This is a genomic window from Vibrio crassostreae 9ZC13 (assembly GCF_000272045.2).
Classification (GTDB): Bacteria; Pseudomonadota; Gammaproteobacteria; order Enterobacterales; family Vibrionaceae; genus Vibrio; species Vibrio crassostreae_C.
This window is the reverse complement of the sequence record NZ_AJYZ02000019.1, coordinates 248,165-266,811: the sequence shown is the minus strand read 5'-3', so window position 1 is coordinate 266,811 and position 18,647 is coordinate 248,165. Positions and strand designations below refer to the sequence as shown.

The window sequence follows — 18,647 nt, the reverse complement described above, 5'->3', positions numbered from 1 at the left end:
CAAACAAAAGCCCCTGAAACCTTTTGACTAGCAATCAGATATCAGGGGCTTCTTCTATTTAAACCGTCAACAATTCAAAACAACGGCGGATTAAAACATCAGCAATTAGTATTTGATAGCTGTTTTACCAATCGAGGCACTGCTTTCAATACGTTGGTGTGCATCTTTAAGTGTTTCCACACTAAAGCCATTTAGGGTCGAGGTTAGCGTCGATTTAATACGGCCCGCATCAATCAGATTCGCGGCTTGGAATAGGATGTCTTGCTGCTTCTGGATATCTTCGGTGTTAAACAGTGAACGTGTAAACATCAGCTCCCAAACAAAGCCTGCTGATTTGCCTTGCAGCGCTGACAAGTCAATGCCACCATCAAATTCAACAATCGAACTGATCATGCCTTGCGGTGCGATCAATTCAACCATCGCATCCCAGTGCCCTTTTGTGTCTGCAACATTGAAAATGTAGTCGACATGTTGAATGCCTTGCTCTCGCACAGACTCAACAAGGTTACGGTGGTTCACCACATAGTCCGCTCCCATATCTCTTACCCACTGCTCCGTTTCAGGTCTTGAAGCTGTTGCGATAACATTTAGGTTGGTCAGTTGCTTAGCCAGTTGAATCGTAATTGAACCAACGCCGCCCGCTCCACCAATGATCAGGATAGACTTTTTCTCTTCAGGACGAACACGCAGGCGGTCAAATAACGCTTCCCAAGCCGTAAGTGTTGCTAGTGGCATAACGGCTGCAGCTTCATCAGAAAGGCTCTTCGGTGCTTTAGCGGTAATACGGTAGTCCACAGCTTGGAATTCTGCGTTAGCACCCATACGTGTTACGTCACCCGCATAGTACACACGGTCACCGACTTCGAAGCCTTCAACGTCAGCACCTTTACCAACAACTTCACCGACTGCGTCATAGCCCAGCACTTTTGGCTGCTCAAGAGTTTTGTCTTTGGCATTACGAATACGAATTTTTGCGTCAGCAGGGTTGATAGAAGTCGCGCTCACTTTTACTAGCAAGTCATTATTTTTTAGTGCTGGCAGACTCGTTTCAAACTCAAATAAACTGTGTTGCTCTGTAATCGCAAGTGATTGAGTAAATCCGATAGCTTTCATTTTTGATGGTACTGACATTGTGCTTTCTCCTTGAATTAGACGAGTTAATCTTAGTCAATTCTCACTCTAGATAAACCGCCTAATATTTGAATAATTCTCAAATAATTTTTGATAATGGTGTTACCGCTATCTGGGTAATGCAGACATCTAACTGCACTACCACGGCTGAAAGGTTAAATCAGGCCTTTCTCAATCAACCAATCATGTGTCACTTGATCTTGTGTTTTACCTTCACGGCAAACTTTGTAATCCAGCTCTGCGATGATGTCGTTCGAGAAACGTAGGGAATCCAACTTCTGAATCTGTTGTTCGCTGAACAGGTGCTTCTTGTCATCTCTTAAAAGAAGTACCGCTCTATCAACAATTCCGAGCAAGCCTTTAGGCTCTTTGAGTTCACGAATATCGTAACGATAGTGTAAAAACTGAGGTTTCCACAGTGGCACTACCACCCACTCTTTGTTTGCGACCGCACTTTCAAAGGCACTGAAACAATCGTCTTCACTGCCAGGAAAGAACTCGTAGCCGGCATCGCTCAGGCCATAGTCTTTCATCATCTGGATAGAGAAGCGTGTGATGCCAGCGCCGGGGTTGATACCTTGGATGGTCGAGTTCATTTTCTTGACCACTTCGGCTTTTAATAAATCAAAGACTTCAGAAACCGCCGCTTCAGGCACATAGTCTGGCACGCCCCACAAAGCATAAGGTTCATAATGAAGCCCAAGCTCGATAAGCGGTTCAACTTCTTCAACGCCAGCTTTGTAGATACCGTGACTTGATGGCAACCACGCAGAAGAAAGCATATCCACTTGGCCTGTTTTCAGCTTTTCAAAGTTCTCCTGATGTGGAGAGAAAATGCGCTCTACCTCAAAGCCCATGGCTTTCAATACATTGGCAACCAATGATGCGGTCGTACGGTGGAACGACAAATCCGTTACACCCATTATGATTTTCTTAGTCATCTTGTCCCCCTAGATCGTAGGCTTCGTTCATACAGTGTGTACTGCGCTACGTTGTCGATAGGGGAAATGATAGTGAGAAAATTACTAATGAAAAACAGCCTCATATTTGAATTATTATCAAATTAGTTTTGACAATTAAGTGTTTGAAGCTAACTTAGAAGCGATAACTAGAGATAACCCATCTGCAGATTGTGATGGGGAAATATTCCAACGCCATGTTTAGAACATAATTCAATACAGGTAGACAACATGCTTCTTGAAGACTTACAGGTCATTTTGAAAGTGGCAGAATTTCGCAGTATTACTGCAGCAGCCACCAACCTTGATATGCGCACTGCCACCGCAAGCGCTGCCGTCAAACGTGTTGAAGCTGCACTGGGGGCGGAATTATTTGTAAGAACCACGCGCCACCTAAGGCTCTCTTCAGCTGGCGAACGCTATTTACCTGAGTGTGAACAAGCCTTAAAAATGTTGGAGCAAGCGAAACTCAACATGAGAGAAGAGCTTGGTATTGTTGACGGTGAAATTCGCATCGCGCTTTCTTCTGATCTAGGGCGAAACCTAATCACACCCTGGCTTGATGAGTTTTTACTGGAATATCCTAACGCCGCACTACGTACTAGCATCAGCGATAGCAATATCGATTTTTACCGTGATTCTGTTGATATGGCGTTGCGTTATGGCTCCCCGACTGATGCCAACATGTATGGCTTTAAAATCTGCGATGTGCCCAGAATATTATGTGCGGCTCCTGAATATTTGGCTGAAATGGGAACACCAAAACACCCGAGTGACTTAACTCAACACAATGGGTTGCTCTACCAACTTCATGACATATTGCAAGACGAGTGGATATTCAACGATGGCACTCAAGATCATAAAGTGAAACTAAAAGGGAACCGCGCCTCGAACGACGCTGATCTTGTAAGACGTTGGTGTATCGCGGGTAAAGGAGTGGCAATAAAATCTTGTCTAGACATGTCTCCTCATCTGCTTTCAGGCGAAGTTGTTAAAGTCATACATGAGTTTAAACCAACACCTACCGAGCTGTGGTTAGTGTGTCCAAGTCGTCAATCCATCACCCCTACTGTGCGTCTACTGAGAGATTTATTCAGAGAGAAAACCGCTGAGATCCTTTCGCAACTGAGCAAACAAGGCATTACAGAAGGCACAACATCTTAAGGTTTAATGTCGCTTATATAAGAAGCAGAGAGACAAAAAAGGCGTTAGCGAACTTCAATTCGCTAACGCCTTTCATCATTAGAACATCATAGCTGCATGATGAACCTTAATAAGAGTACTTAGTTTAATACTCTTAATACAAAAGCTTAGTTTGACTCGTCTTCAACATCGCAGTCTGCGCAGCACTGAAGAGCAATCTCATGTTCGAAGGTGATGGTGTCTTTACCTTCTTCAAGTAGCTCTGCGATTTCGTCTGCCACTTCTTTTTCATCATCCGCTTCGATTCCGCTTTCTAATTCTTCTTCTGAATAACCAAAGAAGTTAAGCAGTAAATACTCACGCGCTTCATCTTTAGTACAAACCACGTCCGCTGAAAGATCAGGAGTAACCTCGCCTTGTGCAAGTGTTGCTGTCACTTGTGCGATAGCATCGTCTTTCATCGCAGGCGTTAACCAACCAAGATCAGTACTTACTGTCGTTTTTTTACAGTCGAAGCAAGGCAGTTGGTGAAAGTAGTATTGAAAGGTAGTCATAGGTAAATTCTTCTTTAAATGTTGTATAGCGAGATTATGCGCGTTTTGTAGCAAAATACTATCTCAATCACAACCTGAAACCGCTTCGTTCTAAGTATTTTTACCAGTGCCGCGCAAGCTGATGTGATCATTCGATAAAAGCACTGTTTTACCTATGCTTACTCAGCTTTACGCTTGTTTACATTTGTACGGGTAATATATGCCTCATCAAATAATAAGCGTGGTACCTCACAATTGCTTTGGCTCTTGCTTAGTTTCGTCGTTCCAGCTATCAGCTTTGAGTTCACTGCTTACTTAACTACTTAGCTACTTAGCTACTTAGCTCGGATTTGTTTGAAATAGCTTTGTTTTCAATTAACTTACTTGCACTTGGCTTATTTTGAACCACGCTTATTTAAATAACCCCTTCTCGGATACCCAATCAATGATCATCACAAAATATCAAGCCCTTGCCCTTTCATCAGTTGCTTTGCTCGTTACAGGCTGCTCACCATCATCAGATACGCCTTCGGTCAGTAACATCAGTGATTACCAAGGCTCAGCAAGTATTACTCAAGGGTTGGCGACCACCGTTGAATCGAATCTCTTTGAGTGTGCAAACGGACGTAGCCGAGTAGCGGGCGTTGGGGAAATTACGGACTCTGAAGGAAAGGTTTGGACGGTTCCAGCCAAGAACAACTTTGCGACAGGGCCAAAAGCCTTTGATCTTTATGAAGAGTGCTCAAACACTACGCCAAAAAGCCTAGCCGAAGTCGATCAAAGCTCTGTACCGGTAGCTGTTGTGGATCAAGACGGTGAGGAAATAACAGGCTATATTTTTGCCGATAACTATTTCGAACTTTATATCAACGGCAAGTTAATCGCGGTAGATACCGTTCCTTTCACACCGTTTAACTCAAACATCGTCAAATTTAAGGTGAAGAAGCCTTACACGATTGCCGTGAAAGTGATTGATTGGGAAGAAAACCTAGGTCTTGGCAGCGAAGATAACCGCGGAAAGGCATACCACGCTGGTGATGGTGGCTTTATCGCGAGCTTTAGTGACGGAACCGTGACAGGACCAGACTGGCAAGCACAAACCTTTTATACCTCACCGATTTATGACCTGACTTGTTTGAGTGAAGTGGACGGGAAGCGTCTTTCTGAAAGCTGCACCACGGAAGGAACAGACCACGGTCAAGATGCCTACGCCGCTCACTGGGAAACACCAACCAACTGGATGAACCAAGAGTTCGATTCAACATCTTGGCCTCAAGCATCAGTATATTCAGAAGACGATATTGGCGTGAACAATAAAAAAGCGTACATGAACTTTATCGAAAAGTTCAGTGGTGCTGGCGCAAGCTTTATCTGGTCGACAAATGTTGTTCTCGATAATGAAGTGATACTGAGATACGAAGTTAAGTAGCTTTATTCCTTTGTAAGTAAGCCCAGTCACAAGTATGACTGGGCTTACTACTCAAACAACTTGCTTGTGTTTCTAATTCACAGCGAACCTGATCATAATCTTAGGGCGTTTGATTACGACGAAGTTTGCGAAGCCTTGCTTGCTCCACGTGACTTAGCTTTGTAATTGTGTAACCAGCAACAAAACAACCCGATGCACAAACCCCAAAATGCACTGCCGATCCCCAGTAAATTGGTGCCAGAAGCAGTGAATAATAAAGTAAGCAGTGCAGGCTCTCGATAGTGGGTGTCTGCCATCGAAACAGCTAAACAATTCATCAAGGTCGGCATCACCGCTAAGCCAGCAACCGCAATGACAATCTCGGAGGGCACAGCGCTAAACAGCGACACAAATGACATCCCCATCACGCCTGCTAACAAGTAAAACCCGCCCATACAGATCCCCGCTATATAACGTGTCTTTGGATTACTATCCGCATTCGGGCCCATGCAAATAGCGCCCGTAATCGCAGCAAGGTTATACGCAAAGCCACCAAACGGCGCGAAAATCAAACCCGTCACCCCAGTGGTGGTAATGATCTTCGATGAATCGACTTGGTATCCGTTCGCTTTTAGAACCGCAAATCCCGGTAAGTTCTGTGAAGCCATCGTCACTATAAACAGTGGGATACCGACACTGAACAACGAAAAGAACTCAAAATCGGGCGTGATGAACACTGGGGTCGTTAATCCCATAGTCACCTGACTGACATCGAGTTTGCCAAAACCCACACACATGACCAGTGCGATAATGAAAATGCTTGGGATCAGTAAATTTCCTAACCGCGCTTTCGCCAGAATAAATACAGCGAGCATGACCGCTACGACTTGTGCCTCTTCCATTAGCGACGTGAACAAACCCAAACCGAATTGCAATAGAATCCCCGCGAGCATCGCAGAGGCAATCGATGTTGGGATCTGTTTTAGGACTTTCTCAAATATCCCCGCCAATCCAACTAACGTGATCAACATCGAACTGAACAAAAACACGGCCACAGCCTGATTCATTGTCAGCCCTTCAAGAGATGTGATTAACAACGCCGCTCCAGGCGTCGACCACGCTGTAACCACAGGCTTCTTGTAATGAAACGAAAGCAGTATTGTGGTTACGCCCATGCCAATTCCCAACGCCCAAAACCATGACGCCACTTGCTCTTCAGTTGCTCCAGCACTCATTGCCGCTTGGAAAATAATCGCCGCGGCGCTCGCATAACCAATGAAAACAGCGATAAAGCCGGTACTGACGTGAGAAAATTTTAGCTTAGTCATGTTAATCTCTTCCTGCGTGCGTTATAACGTCCATAGACCAAACCTAGCACTGTACGCTATAACGCACAACTTATTTGTAAAAACTTGTAGAGAAAATATGCAAACAGAAATTAAAGTTGGCGTTAACTTGAAACGCCTTCGCCAAGAAAAAGGCTGGAGCTTAGACAAAACAGCGAAAGAAACTGGCGTGAGCAAAGCAATGCTAGGACAAATTGAACGTGGAGAATCCAGCCCGACAGTCGCTAAGCTTTGGCAGATAGCTTCTGGGTTCGAGGTGTCACTTTCGAATTTTATCGCGGCTAGCCCAAACAGTGAACTGACGAGTTTATTCAGAGATGCAAACGAACTAAGACATGAGGAATACAACATTGGCTTTTTCGTCAGTTTGTTGTTTCCTTTTGAGGAAGCACTAGGATTTGAAATATTCGAACTCACCCTAGCACCCGATTACCAGCATGAATCCGCCCCACATAACGCAGGCGTCACTGAGCACATCTTATGCATTTCAGGAGAGATGGCCGTGATGTTTGATGATGAGTGGCATACGTTACGCGCAGGACAAGCCGTTCGCTTCAATGCCAACCAGACCCATGCCTACAAAAATATCGGTGAAGGAAACGCCGTATTTCATAATGTGATTCACTACCCTAATAACAAGCAATAGTGCCGGATTTGGTGCTAACGGATGTTTAGCTCTAACCGGATGTTCAGCGCTAACGAAAGAGCTAGCAGACCACTGGCTGTTACTAACTTAAAGCGACTATACGTTGACGACCATACTGCCATCTTCGGCTTGATAACGAGCCCATAGTTGAGAGAGATTTTCTTTATTAAGCTGTATCTCTTTTTCTTTCAGAAACGTTTCGTTGTGCAGCTTCGAATACGAGCGCTCAGCAAGGTCACAGCTAAATGTAACGATGGTTTTCCCTTTCCCCATTCTAGCCGCAGCGTATAGCGCACCTGCTACGTTTAACGACGAACTGCTTCCTAGAAGAATACCGTCATGTTCCGCAACAAGGCGGGATATCGTCACCAAATCCTGATCGGGCAGCGTGATGGCACGATTGATTTTTGCCTGCCTGAAATTTTCAACCGTTCGCATGATCCCTATGCCTTCCGTGAACGAACTTCCCGTTGATTGATAGTGTCCATTACGTAGAAACGAATAAATGCCGGACCCATTTGGGTCAACTAACCAAGTTTCGAGATTGGGTTGCTGCTCAGATAGATAGTGTGAGTTTCCGGCAATGGTTCCACCCGTCCCCACCACTGAAACTAGAGCATCAATATTCCCCAGTGTTTGCTGCCAGATCTCAGGTCCAGTATTTAAATAGTGCGCTCGATAATTACTGAGATTTTCAAACTGATCTGCCCACCAATAACTCTCATTTTCGACACCAATCCGCTTAGCCGTGTGGTAAAAATGTTCAGGGTTTGCAAAAGGACAAGGGTCGACCAATAACAGTTCAGCATTATAAAGCGAGATCATGCGCTCTTTCTCTTGTGCCTGCCCTTTTGGCATCACCACCAACATTTTGTAACCAAGGGATTTAGCGACCAGAGCAAGTCCTATTCCCGTATTACCAGCAGTACCTTCAACGATTGTCATTCCCGGCTTAAGCTTACCGGCTTCTATTGCATCCATAACCAACTGAAGTGCCGCTCTATCTTTAATCGAACCACCCGGGTTCTGGTGTTCGCACTTAATAAGAATCTCACAACCTGATATCTCTGAAAGACTGTTGATTCTAACAAGATCGGTATCGCCAATCAGTTCACTGAGATTGTTTGCAATATGGGCAGATGACATCGCGACTCCATTTATTTGTTGAGGATAAGTTTGTTCATCGATTGGGTTGTCGATGATCATAAGCGTAGCTCTGGGGTCTGCTTAGTCAAGAAGTGCCGGAATTGAAAAGACTCTCATTTTCCAAATAGCAATTATAATTAGGGGTGACCGATTAGATTGAGGGCAAAAAAATGTTTCTAAAAGAGAAAAACCGGTGACCTCGTTGATGTAACTGAAATGACCAAATTAACCAACTTATTTCAAGACAGTATCGAAGGTCGGTTTCAAGCAGGCGAAGAACAGCAAGACCCTGAGATGTTTAAAAAGTCCGAACTGATGTTTATGTCAGGGGAAGAGTTACCTCGATGCTGGACAGATCCAAACTACCGCTCAGGGACTAAATAACCTTAGCGCTTCCAGAGCACCCGATGAGTCGCAATTTAAGCTCTGTTCTAAAACTGTTTCACGATCGCCTTGTAGGCTATCCCCCTGTTAAAACATTCAGACGCATCTTTACTAGACACAAAAAGCGAGCCACTTGGGCTCGCTTTTGATTGTCTTTTTCTTGCTTAGACTTCAGTTCAGATTACAGAAGTTCTACCGACTGTTGAGCAATCACGAATTCTTCGTTGGTTGGCAAGCTATTATAATCGCACCTATTAACACGGGTTTGGACAGAAGTGTGTCAGCAACTTTACTATCGAGGTGTTGATAAGTGTGTTGATTTCATTGATTATTGCCTCAGTCCATATAGTGATGAAGCGGTTGCTAAAACCTTATTGTATTGATTTTTCCTTGCGTTTAATAATCAATAGTGCCAAAAAAGATACAGCTAATGCCATTATAGAAACGATTGTTCCGATGTTCCCACTTGGTGCAAAGTCCCAATCATTAAAGAAAAATGCGGGTACGATAAAAACTTCCACTGTATATATCCACAAATTATAAATCGTATGAAAGATTATAGCGCTATATATACTCATGTATTTCAGTAGAACTATTGATGCAGTGATACCTAGAGAAAAAGCAACGACAGGGTCTTCATGGCCGTAGGCGAATAAGAGTGACGATAAAATTACGCCTACAAACTTGTTTCTCAAAAGTAAGCATATGCTACTTAGCAAGATAAACCTGAAGAAAAACTCCTCTGATAACGGAGCTAATATAACGGTTTCGAAAAGATAATTTAGTTTCTCGCTTACTTCCAGTTCACCACTAACGAGAAATCCTACGATATAGTCGACTTCTTGTCCCGTGACATATTGCCGGATAAATTCCATATAGAACAACGTGATACAAGCCACGCCAATCGCTAGCACAGTAATTGGGAATACATGATGAGTAAAAGAGGAAACTTGTGGAGTTACTGAAAAGAGGCTATTTTCACTCTTCTTTAAAGTAAGCATCATCACAAACGCCACCACCCAAAAAAGGCCTCGAAGATCATTAAAACCCATGTCGCCCCATAAGTAATATAAGGCAAGTGCCAATATGCTTATGGGTAACGAGGTTTTAAGTCCTACGGTGGGAAAGTTATCCATTTGTACCATATCTAAATTTATTAATTCTTGCATTTAAAGATTACATTTATATCATCCGCCTCACATTAATTTCAATCGTATCGAGATCTTCACGACTAAATAATCTGGTGAAAAACTGGAACAGGATATGTATGGGTTTAACTCTGCCGGATTTTGAGGCACACGCGTTTTAGAGTCATAGCACTGAGGCGTTCTTGTCCCAAAGCATGGCGGCATAACACGTCTCTGGACAGAAATCATTTAGACTATTTACTTAAATCGGGAGTCACCGGATTAGTTCAGGTATCTAAAACTCCAAGGTCTCACCATCAGCAGGAATAAGGACTTTATCTGACAAACCGTTTTTATCAATTGCTTCTTTAAGAATTGGTCGAGTCACTGCACAGTGATTGAGTGCCTCCATATGGTTCGCAACCACCTTATTAGGGGAAAGGCGAATAAACTCCATGACCTCATCAATAGACATCAATAACGGTTGACCAACGTCCATACGAGCACGACCTGCCGCGACTACTGTGATATCAGGTTTCAACTCAGTCAACGCTCGTCTTACATCATCGGTTAGAACTGTATCACCGCTAATGTAAATAGAAGGCTCATTGGGGAGCTCCAAGAAAAATCCAACACCATTAGCCATTACCTTGTGAATCCAACCATGACCGTGTAAAGCAGGAACCGCAGTTAGTTTTCCGCCTAAAAAGTCGATAGTTTGCCAGTCTTCAATTCCCCAATTTACCGTCAAGTCGTATTTTTCTAGGTAAGCCTTATCTTTGGCTGGTGTCGCAACTGGGATATTACGACTTGTTAAAAACGTCTCACCTGCCGGATCTAGGTGATCTCCATGTTGTAATGCCTTGATACCAAGTGTTTGACTGTGAGTAATTAAGGTATGAGTAACCTTGTTTAGTAGCTCATCGGCATTACTTGGCATCTCAACCGTTGGATTTTTCGCGGCCTTAGCCTTAATGACTGAAAACGGAGGCATAGAGCCTTTTTTCCCCAACATAGGATCAATAAGGATAAATTTTTCGCCAGATTCAATGATAAAAGTTGCGCTACGTAGGTGATGGATCTTCATAATACCTCTCTAAATTCACTCATGAGTCATATTCTCTATGTGATTTAGTATGCTATTTTCGGTAATCTTGCCATACTGTCTCGAAAGTCAATATTCGCGCAAATCGAGACAAATATGGAGAAATCAACCGAGTTAGTCAAAATCACTTTGATTGCCTTTGAAGGGATCAGTGCTTTTCATCTCTCTGTACCCTGTATGGTGTTTCAAGATATCTTTTTCGATCAGCCGCCTCGGTTTGACTTGAAAATCTGTAGCGAAAAAAGCTCGCCATTGGAAACAAGCTCAGGATTTGGTGTGGTGATCGATAGAGATTTGAGCGCTATTAAAGAGGCGGATATTGTGATTGTTCCAAGCTGGCCAAATGACCTGCCAGAGCCAAGTGAGCGACTTATAGAGGCGCTAATAGAGCATCATGGGAAAGGTAAGCTACTAGTAGGACTCTGCCTCGGGTCTTATGTACTTGCATGTGCTGGCGTTCTCGATGGAAAACGTGCCACAAGCCATTGGGCGTTTTCCGAACAATTTCAGCAGCAATTTCCTAAGGTGAATTTTGATCCAAACCCTCTATTTATTGAACATGAGACTATCATTACCTCAGCAGGGGTAGCAGCTTCGCTAGATTGCTGTCTCCACATAGTGCGCCGCCTGTGTGGCAGTGTACTTGCGAATGATCTCGCACGTAAGATGGTGACAGCGCCATTTCGAACTGGTGGACAGCAACAGTACATACCTGCACCGATTAGCGTAAAGCCACTCGCAGAAACAAGCATCAGCCTTGTGATTGAGCATGTCGAACAAAACGTCCATCTGCCTCACTCACTAGATGCAGTCGCTGAGCGCTGTGCGATGAGCAAAAGAACCTTCACACGCCAGTTTAAAGCTACCTATGGCTGTACATTTGGTGAATGGTTGCAAAATAAACGCTTGGTGCTTAGCCAACGTCTATTAGAAACCACGAAACTATCGATACCTCAAGTTGCAGAGCAAGCGGGTTTTGGCTCTGACAGTGTATTCAGAAAGCACTTTAAATCGGCTTTTCATGTATCGCCGATTCAGTGGCGCACTACATTCAAGCAATAGTCTTAATTTCATTGAGGGCGATGGGGCTAGATCGTCGCATCTATTACTTTTTGTATCTGAAACCTTGCAAGTTCAATTCTAGGCGTTTTTGGGGCATCACAAGCCAGCCCTAACATCACTAGTTTGAAGCTACAAAATGATTTGCCGAAATCAATAGAATGAGTTTTGACTATCTCGCTATAAGGCCACTTAGCGATGGTCTATCCAACATATAAGATCAAAAAAGCGAGCACTAAGCTCGCTTTTAACTATCTGTTTTTGAAAAAATTACAGCAGTTCAACCGACTGTTGAGCAATCACGAATTCTTCATTGGTTGGGATAACCATTGCTACTGCGTCTAACATTTCAGACTTAGCGATGATCCCTTCAGCACCAAAGCGAGCAGATTCGTTACCTGCTACATCTTCAACGAAACCTAGAATCTTAAGGTTGTTTAAGATCTCACGACGAATTGGTAGAGAGTTCTCACCGATACCACCAGTGAAGATGATACCGTCTAAAGAATCTAGCGTTGCTAGGTAAGAAGCAACGTATTTCGCTACGCGGTAAGTAAACACCTCAAACGCAAGCTTAGCGCCTTCGTGGCCCTCTTCCATTGCTTCTAAGATGCCACGAGCATCGCTCGTAAGACCAGACACGCCAAGGAAGCCAGACTCCTTGTTTAGAGAGTTAAATACTTGCTCTTGTGACCAGCCTTTCTTAAGTAGGTATTCGATGATGCCTGGGTCTAGGTCACCACAACGTGTGCCCATCATTAGGCCTGAAAGTGGTGTGAAGCCCATAGAAGTATCAACACTGTTACCATCTTTAATAGCACATACAGATGCGCCGTTACCTAGGTGAACAGAGATGAAGCTCGATTTTTCGATTGGCTTGTTAACCATCTTCGCAGCTTCACGGCTAACGAAGTAGTGGCTAGTGCCGTGGAAACCGTAGCGACGTACGCCGAAGTCTGTGTATAGCTCTTTTGCGATTGCACCAGTGAATGCACGTTGAGGCATTGTTTGGTGGAAAGCAGTATCAAATACAGCGAACTGAGGTAGAGAAGGGAAAGCTTCAATTGCAGCACGGATACCGATAGCACCTGCTGGGTTATGAAGTGGAGCTAGGTCAGATAGGCTTTCAATTTCGTTCGTTACTTCTTCAGTAATGCGAACCGTTTGAGTGAACTTCTCACCGCCGTGAACGATACGGTGACCGATAGCCACGATATCAGCCGTGAAGCCTAGGTCTTCCATCAGGCCAACCAATTTGCCAATGGCAATTTTGTGGTGGTTATCTTCACCTTGAATGGCAATTTCAGTTTTCTCGCCTTGGAATTTCCAGCTCATACGAGCATCTTCAAGACCAAAACACTCCCCTAGGCCACTTAATACTGCTTCACCAGAAACAGAATCGATTACAGCAAATTTTAGGGATGAACTACCCGAGTTAATAACCAGAACAAACGAATTAGACATTGGATATGGATCCTGTTTCAGTACGAATTGGATGAAGTGTTTACTTCAATTTTAGTTAAGTCCATTATTCAATAATTTTTGAATCTTTCAACTTTTGTTTTGAAAAAATCACTAAATGAACACAATTAAGTTGATCTTGGTCATTAAATTATTTATTTCGAGAGCGGAATTAAAAAATAGTTGAATAAGAAAATTAATGAACAGGTGACGCAAACGAGTGCTCACGTTATTTTTAACTTGATTCAGTTAATTAAAGCGACTCGAACAAATGCAGGTGATCCGCTTGAAAAACAACCACCCTTCCCTTTCGTCTGCTTATCATTACCGATAACTTTTTGCTCGATTTCTCAATTGCTCAGTGTTTGCATCAAAAAGCTCACTGAAGTTGAGAATAGTGATCTGATCTTATTTTGATTGCCTTCGAGCACAACTACGAATAGATGCACTGTAACGACGCTTAGATAGCCTTCACTCTTTGTTTCAGCATCTTGTAGCACGTTCTTTTGGTATAGGCTTAGAACGCGATACAGCTAAGTTTTGGCACTAACATTCGTTCTAGGCGCGATGCTTAGTTTCATGGACGAAGCATAGTTACAGGAACGAAGCTTGATTAAAGTAAGTTATCTACGAATATCGAGCCAACCAAAGCTTAAGTTCAAATAGCAGGCACAAAAAAGCCGAGCATTACGCTCGGCTTTTAAATTCAGTGTCTAGACCTAAAGCGTCTAAGCGACAGGTTGATTAACCTTCGTTGCGCTCTGGACGACGACCACGGTTACCACCGCCATTGCCGTTACCATGGCCACGTTCGCCACGGAAGTTACCACGGTGATCGCCACCACGGTTACGGTCGAAACGACGTTCGCCATCACGTCCGCCAGCAGAGTTACCATCGCGAGCACCATCTCGGTTGCCACGGTATCCACCACGACCGCCTTCACGGTTACCACCTTCGCGGTTGCCGCCTTCACGGTTACCACGGTAGCCGCCACCATCACGACCGCCACGGTTGCCACCACGGTTGCCATCACGACCGCCGCCGCCACGACGAGGCTCACGGAAGTCATTGAAATCAACAACTACAGCGCCAGCTTCTTTTTGACGAATGCGAAGTTTGCTTAGCTTACCAGCAGTTTCAGAGTTCATTGCTTTTGGCAGTTGAACGTAAGTAGAACCTTGGTCTAGCTTGATAGCACCGATAGAACCTTTAGTTAGGCCAAGTTCGTTTGCTAGTGCGCCAACGATGTCTTTAACCTGAACGCCTTGCTCACGGCCAACTTGTAGTTGGTAAGTATCCCAATCTTGAGTATTGAAGTTGCGACCACCACCGTCACGGCCGTTGTCACGATCTTCACGACGCTCTTTGCGACGGTTCTTATCACGCTCAATAGCAGCGATCATCGGGTCTTCGCCAACGTAGAATAGTGGGCTCTTACCTTGCTGACGCTTAAGAAGCATTGCAGCTAGAGTAGCAGCATCAACTTCTAGAGACTCTTGAAGAGTAGAGATAAGACCTGCAAAGTTTTCTAGTGCTTTGCTTTCTTTCTCAGTTTCAAGTTCAGCGCCAAGCTTAGCAACACGTGCAGCAGCAACTTGGTCACGTAGAGGAAGTTGGATTTCTTCCATTTGAGACTTAGTTACACGCTCGATTGTGCGAAGCATGCGAATTTGGTTAGTGCGAACTAGTAGGATCGCTTTACCTTTACGTCCAGCACGGCCAGTACGACCAATACGGTGGATGTAAGATTCAACATCGAATGGGATGTCGTAGTTGAATACGTGAGTGATACGTGGAACATCAAGACCACGAGCTACAACGTCAGTTGCAACTAGGATGTCGATAACACCTTGTTTGATGTGATCAACAGTACGCTCACGTAGAGACTGAGGAATATCACCGTGCAGTGCAGCAGCTTTGAAGCCACGTGCAGATAGCCAATCAGCTAGACGCTCAGTGTCTTGACGAGTACGTACGAATACGATTGACGCGTCAGTTTCTTCGGTTTCTAGAAGACGAGACATTGCTTCGTCTTTTTCTACGCCTTTAACAACCCAGAAGTTCTGCGCTACTTTATCAACTGTGTGGTTAGTACCAGCAACGTCAACTCTAGCCGGGTTACGTAGGTAACGGTCAACAATAGTCTTAACCATTGGAGGCATAGTTGCAGAGAAAAGTACACGTTGTGCAGATTCTGGAGCTTGCTCTAGGATCCAAGTAACGTCATCTACGAAGCCCATTTTCAGCATTTCATCTGCTTCATCAAGAACAAATGTGTGTGCTTCATCTAGGTGTAGACGGTCACGAGTTAGTAAGTCTTTAACACGACCTGGAGTACCAACAACAATGTGAGCACCGCGGCTTAGAGCACGCATTTGGTCAACAATTGAAGCACCACCGTAGATTTCAATAACTTTAAGACCTTTGATATCACGGCCAAGGTTTTTGATTTCCGCAGCAACTTGAATCGCTAGCTCACGAGTAGGAGCCATGATGATTGCTTGTGGTTTGTGTTGGTTCAGGTTGATTTTGTTAAGTAAAGGCAGAGAGAATGCTGCTGTTTTACCAGTACCAGTCTGTGCTTTACCTAGTGCGTCACGGCCTTCAAGAAGAAGAGGAATAGCTGCTGCTTGGATTGGAGTCGGAGAAACGAAACCCATGCTATCAAGAGCTGAAAGAATGTTATCGTTTAGGGCTAATTCATTAAATTGAATTACAGATTCGGACATTGGGATCCCACTATATATAAGTAAACAAAAGGTCCCGGGAGCTCTATCAATTCCAATACTGATCCAATCAGATACTGATTCCATTCAGAGTTACGAAGCAGTAATAAAACACTTCAAGCCATTAGGGACGTCTAAGGGAGGCGGATTATTCCCTAAATGCATAAAAAAATCCAGAAAAAATTGAAATACATCACATATTTTTCGCTTTTACATCAATACTGGTTATCATATCGTCAAAACTTGATGAATATCTCGTCACAGCACCCATCTCCTAGCAAATTGACCTAGTTAAATAAGAGGGCAATTAATTAACGCTCACTTCGCCTTTAAGTAGTAATCAAGCCTCGCAATGATTATAGTGTGCTCAATTGTCCTCGATAGATAAAAGTCAAAATGTTTCAAGATAATCCTCTACTCGCTCAGCTCAAGCAGCAAATCCAAGAAACCCTCCCTAAAAAGGAAGGTACCATCAAAGCCACTGAAAAAGGTTTTGGTTTTCTCGAAGTTGATAGCAAAACAAGCTTCTTTATCCCGCCTCCGTACATGAAGAAATGTGTGCACGGTGACAAGGTGATTGCCATCATTCGCACAGAGAAAGAGCGCGAAGTAGCAGAGCCTGAGGAATTGGTTGAACAAGGTCTTACTCGCTTTATTGCACGAGTTAAGCTTTTCAAAGGCCGATTGAACGTTGTTCCTGATCACCCGCAGCTCAAAAAACTGCAACTTAAAGCGAAAGCAATGAAGGGTCTAAACCCTGAAACGCTTAAAGAAGGTGACTGGGTTGTTGCTCATATCATTCAACACCCGTTAAAAGGTGACAACGGATTCTTGGCTCAAATCTCTGAAAAAATCACAGACGCTGACGACAAGATCGCACCTTGGTGGGTAACGCTGGCACAAAACGATCTACCAAACAGCGAGCCTGAAGGCATCGACAACTGGCTAATCAACGATGACGCCGATCTTGAACGTGTAGACATGACGCACGTCCCTTTTGTGACTATCGATGGCGAAAGCACAAAAGATATGGATGACGCGCTTTACGCGAAGAAAAAAGAGAACGGTGATTTTGAACTGACTATCGCAATTGCTGATCCAACGGCTTACATCTCTCCAGATGATGCGATGGATAAAGTGGCACGCGAGCGCGGTTTCACTATCTACCTTCCTGGTCGCAACATCCCAATGTTGCCTCGTGATCTTGCTGACAACCTATGTTCACTGATCGAGAACGAAGTTCGTCCTGCACTTTGCTGCACAGTAACGGTATCTAAAGATGGCGTTATCGGTGATGACATTAACTTCTTCGCTGCAAACATCAAATCTCATGCTCGTCTTGCTTACGACAACGTATCAGACTGGCTAGAAACAGGTGCATCAGAGAAATGGCAACCATCAGAAGAGATTGCTGCAATTGTTTCTGATCTTCACCAATTTGCTCAAGCACGTTCAGCATGGCGCTCAGCAAACGCTGTTGTGTTCCCAGATCGCCCTGACTACCGCTTTGAACTGAGCGAAGATAACGATGTTGTCGCTATCCACGCTGACATGCGTCGTAGCGCAAACAAGCTGGTTGAAGAATCAATGATCAGCGCGAACATCTGTGCGGGCCGAGTACTAAAAGAGAGCTTCAACCAAGGTGTGTTTAACTGCCATTCTGGTTTCAAGGCTGAGAAAATCTCCGACGTTCTTGAACTGGTAAACCCGCAAGCGGAAACGCCGTTCACTGAAGAGCAAATCATTTCTCTAGAAGGTTTTGCTACTCTACGTCGTTGGTTAGGTTCTTTAGATAACAGCTACTACGACAACCGTATTCGTAAATTCCAAGCGTATAGCGAGATCAGCAATGAGCCTGCACCGCACTACGCGATGGGATTAGATATTTACGCAACTTGGACTTCTCCAATTCGTAAATATGGCGACATGATTAACCACCGTATGCTTAAAGCACACATCTTAGGTAAAGCGCCAATTCAAACACCAGATGAAACTATCGGTGATGAACTTGCCCTGCACCGCCGTCACCACGGCATGGCTGAGCGTAATGTTGGCGATTGGTTGTATGCTCGCACTCTAGCCAATGCTCCAGCAGAAGAAACTCGTTTCCAAGCTGAGATTTTCGATATTAACCGTGCAGGTATGCGTGTACGTTTACTTGAAAATGGTGCTGCTGCATTTATCCCTGGATCTCTCATTCTTAATAATAAAGAAAGAATAGAGTGCAACGGTGATATGGGTACTGTATCTATCGATAAAGAAATGGTATACAAACTGGGAGACGTTTTAGAAGTAGTTCTCTCTGAAGTTAATCAGGAAAACCGTAACTTAGTAGCAAAACCTACTCAAGTATTTGCGGACTTGCCTAGCGAGCCTGAAACGACAAACGAAACCGAAGCTTAAAGGCTTTAACAGCTACAGCTTTCAAGGTTACGGCTTTCAAGGTCAAAAGCTTCAAAGGTTCACTTCTAA

The 18,647-nt window shown here is 44.1% G+C and carries 15 protein-coding genes; 6 read left to right on the top strand and 9 right to left on the bottom strand.

Annotated features, from left to right (window positions below):
• Positions 1–105: 105 nt before the first annotated feature.
• Positions 106–1,131: a zinc-binding alcohol dehydrogenase family protein gene (locus A136_RS02630; protein ID WP_017064377.1), complete on the bottom strand. Its 1,026-nt coding sequence runs from the start codon at positions 1,129–1,131 to the stop codon at positions 106–108.
• Between the two features lie 155 nt (positions 1,132–1,286).
• Positions 1,287–2,054 (bottom strand): glycine betaine ABC transporter substrate-binding protein, encoded by a 768-nt coding sequence (locus A136_RS02625; protein WP_017064376.1) that lies wholly within the window; start codon positions 2,052–2,054, stop codon positions 1,287–1,289.
• A 267-nt stretch (positions 2,055–2,321) separates the two neighbouring features.
• Between A136_RS02625 and A136_RS02620 the strand changes: the two genes are divergently transcribed.
• Positions 2,322–3,254: a LysR family transcriptional regulator gene (locus A136_RS02620; RefSeq protein ID WP_017064375.1), complete on the top strand. Its 933-nt coding sequence runs from the start codon at positions 2,322–2,324 to the stop codon at positions 3,252–3,254.
• A gap of 146 nt (positions 3,255–3,400) precedes the next feature.
• On the opposite strand, the gene A136_RS02615 is transcribed toward A136_RS02620, so the two are convergent.
• Positions 3,401–3,787: a hypothetical protein gene (locus A136_RS02615; RefSeq protein WP_017064374.1), complete on the bottom strand. Its 387-nt coding sequence runs from the start codon at positions 3,785–3,787 to the stop codon at positions 3,401–3,403.
• Positions 3,788–4,211: 424 nt separating this feature from the next.
• Between A136_RS02615 and A136_RS02610 the strand changes: the two genes are divergently transcribed.
• Positions 4,212–5,195 carry a hypothetical protein gene (locus A136_RS02610; RefSeq protein ID WP_017064373.1) on the top strand — a complete coding sequence of 328 codons (984 nt, stop codon included), beginning with the start codon at positions 4,212–4,214 and terminating at the stop codon, positions 5,193–5,195.
• A 113-nt stretch (positions 5,196–5,308) separates the two neighbouring features.
• Here the strand turns inward: A136_RS02610 and A136_RS02605 are convergent, their stop codons facing one another.
• The gene (locus tag A136_RS02605; RefSeq protein WP_017064372.1) at positions 5,309–6,502 is read right to left on the bottom strand and encodes a benzoate/H(+) symporter BenE family transporter; all 1,194 of its coding nucleotides are present in this window, start codon (positions 6,500–6,502) and stop codon (positions 5,309–5,311) included.
• Positions 6,503–6,599: 97 nt separating this feature from the next.
• On the opposite strand from A136_RS02605, the gene A136_RS02600 reads away from it, so the two are divergent.
• Positions 6,600–7,166, top strand: a complete 567-nt coding sequence (locus A136_RS02600) for a helix-turn-helix domain-containing protein (RefSeq protein WP_017064371.1) — start codon at positions 6,600–6,602, stop codon at positions 7,164–7,166.
• Positions 7,167–7,262: 96 nt separating this feature from the next.
• Here the strand turns inward: A136_RS02600 and A136_RS02595 are convergent, their stop codons facing one another.
• On the bottom strand, positions 7,263–8,312 hold the full coding sequence (locus tag A136_RS02595) for a cysteine synthase A (RefSeq protein WP_017064370.1): 1,050 nt from the start codon (positions 8,310–8,312) through the stop codon (positions 7,263–7,265).
• 216 nt (positions 8,313–8,528) lie between these two features.
• Here A136_RS02595 and A136_RS02590 point away from each other — a divergent pair, with 216 nt between their 5' ends.
• A complete protein-coding gene (locus A136_RS02590) occupies positions 8,529–8,696 on the top strand; it encodes a hypothetical protein (protein WP_017062447.1) in 168 nt (55 codons plus the stop codon).
• 371 nt (positions 8,697–9,067) lie between these two features.
• Here A136_RS02590 and A136_RS02585 read toward each other — a convergent pair whose 3' ends face one another.
• Both A136_RS02585 and A136_RS02580 read right to left on the bottom strand, forming a co-directional pair.
• Positions 9,068–9,865 carry a CPBP family intramembrane glutamic endopeptidase gene (locus tag A136_RS02585; RefSeq protein ID WP_017064369.1) on the bottom strand — a complete coding sequence of 266 codons (798 nt, stop codon included), beginning with the start codon at positions 9,863–9,865 and terminating at the stop codon, positions 9,068–9,070.
• Positions 9,866–10,118: 253 nt separating this feature from the next.
• The gene (locus A136_RS02580; RefSeq protein WP_017064368.1) at positions 10,119–10,910 is read right to left on the bottom strand and encodes an MBL fold metallo-hydrolase; all 792 of its coding nucleotides are present in this window, start codon (positions 10,908–10,910) and stop codon (positions 10,119–10,121) included.
• 114 nt (positions 10,911–11,024) lie between these two features.
• Here A136_RS02580 and A136_RS02575 point away from each other — a divergent pair, with 114 nt between their 5' ends.
• The gene (locus A136_RS02575; protein WP_017064367.1) at positions 11,025–11,990 is read left to right on the top strand and encodes a GlxA family transcriptional regulator; all 966 of its coding nucleotides are present in this window, start codon (positions 11,025–11,027) and stop codon (positions 11,988–11,990) included.
• A 267-nt stretch (positions 11,991–12,257) separates the two neighbouring features.
• Here the strand turns inward: A136_RS02575 and A136_RS02570 are convergent, their stop codons facing one another.
• Positions 12,258–13,451, bottom strand: coding sequence for an acetate/propionate family kinase (locus tag A136_RS02570; RefSeq protein WP_017064366.1), 1,194 nt, complete (start codon positions 13,449–13,451; stop codon positions 12,258–12,260).
• A gap of 741 nt (positions 13,452–14,192) precedes the next feature.
• The gene (locus A136_RS02565) at positions 14,193–16,262 is read right to left on the bottom strand and encodes a DEAD/DEAH box helicase (protein WP_081325397.1); all 2,070 of its coding nucleotides are present in this window, start codon (positions 16,260–16,262) and stop codon (positions 14,193–14,195) included.
• 309 nt (positions 16,263–16,571) lie between these two features.
• Between A136_RS02565 and rnb the strand changes: the two genes are divergently transcribed.
• On the top strand, positions 16,572–18,578 hold the full coding sequence (gene rnb / locus A136_RS02560; RefSeq protein ID WP_017064363.1) for an exoribonuclease II: 2,007 nt from the start codon (positions 16,572–16,574) through the stop codon (positions 18,576–18,578).
• Positions 18,579–18,647 lie beyond the last annotated feature (69 nt).

Bases quoted from the DNA above. Each gene is read 5' to 3' on its own strand.
- A136_RS02565 (WP_081325397.1), bottom strand. From the start codon at position 16,262: ATGGAATCAGTATCTGATTGGATCAGTATTGGAATTGATAGAGCTCCC.
- A136_RS02620 (WP_017064375.1), top strand. From the start codon at position 2,322: ATGCTTCTTGAAGACTTACAGGTCATTTTGAAAGTGGCAGAATTTCGC.
- A136_RS02610 (WP_017064373.1), top strand. From the start codon at position 4,212: ATGATCATCACAAAATATCAAGCCCTTGCCCTTTCATCAGTTGCTTTG.
- A136_RS02615 (WP_017064374.1), bottom strand. From the start codon at position 3,787: ATGACTACCTTTCAATACTACTTTCACCAACTGCCTTGCTTCGACTGT.
- A136_RS02585 (WP_017064369.1), bottom strand. From the start codon at position 9,865: ATGCAAGAATTAATAAATTTAGATATGGTACAAATGGATAACTTTCCC.
- A136_RS02570 (WP_017064366.1), bottom strand. From the start codon at position 13,451: ATGTCTAATTCGTTTGTTCTGGTTATTAACTCGGGTAGTTCATCCCTA.
- A136_RS02600 (WP_017064371.1), top strand. From the start codon at position 6,600: ATGCAAACAGAAATTAAAGTTGGCGTTAACTTGAAACGCCTTCGCCAA.
- rnb (WP_017064363.1), top strand. From the start codon at position 16,572: ATGTTTCAAGATAATCCTCTACTCGCTCAGCTCAAGCAGCAAATCCAA.
- A136_RS02580 (WP_017064368.1), bottom strand. From the start codon at position 10,910: ATGAAGATCCATCACCTACGTAGCGCAACTTTTATCATTGAATCTGGC.
- A136_RS02595 (WP_017064370.1), bottom strand. From the start codon at position 8,312: ATGTCATCTGCCCATATTGCAAACAATCTCAGTGAACTGATTGGCGAT.
- A136_RS02605 (WP_017064372.1), bottom strand. From the start codon at position 6,502: ATGACTAAGCTAAAATTTTCTCACGTCAGTACCGGCTTTATCGCTGTT.
- A136_RS02590 (WP_017062447.1), top strand. From the start codon at position 8,529: ATGACCAAATTAACCAACTTATTTCAAGACAGTATCGAAGGTCGGTTT.
- A136_RS02575 (WP_017064367.1), top strand. From the start codon at position 11,025: ATGGAGAAATCAACCGAGTTAGTCAAAATCACTTTGATTGCCTTTGAA.
- A136_RS02625 (WP_017064376.1), bottom strand. From the start codon at position 2,054: ATGGGTGTAACGGATTTGTCGTTCCACCGTACGACCGCATCATTGGTT.
- A136_RS02630 (WP_017064377.1), bottom strand. From the start codon at position 1,131: ATGTCAGTACCATCAAAAATGAAAGCTATCGGATTTACTCAATCACTT.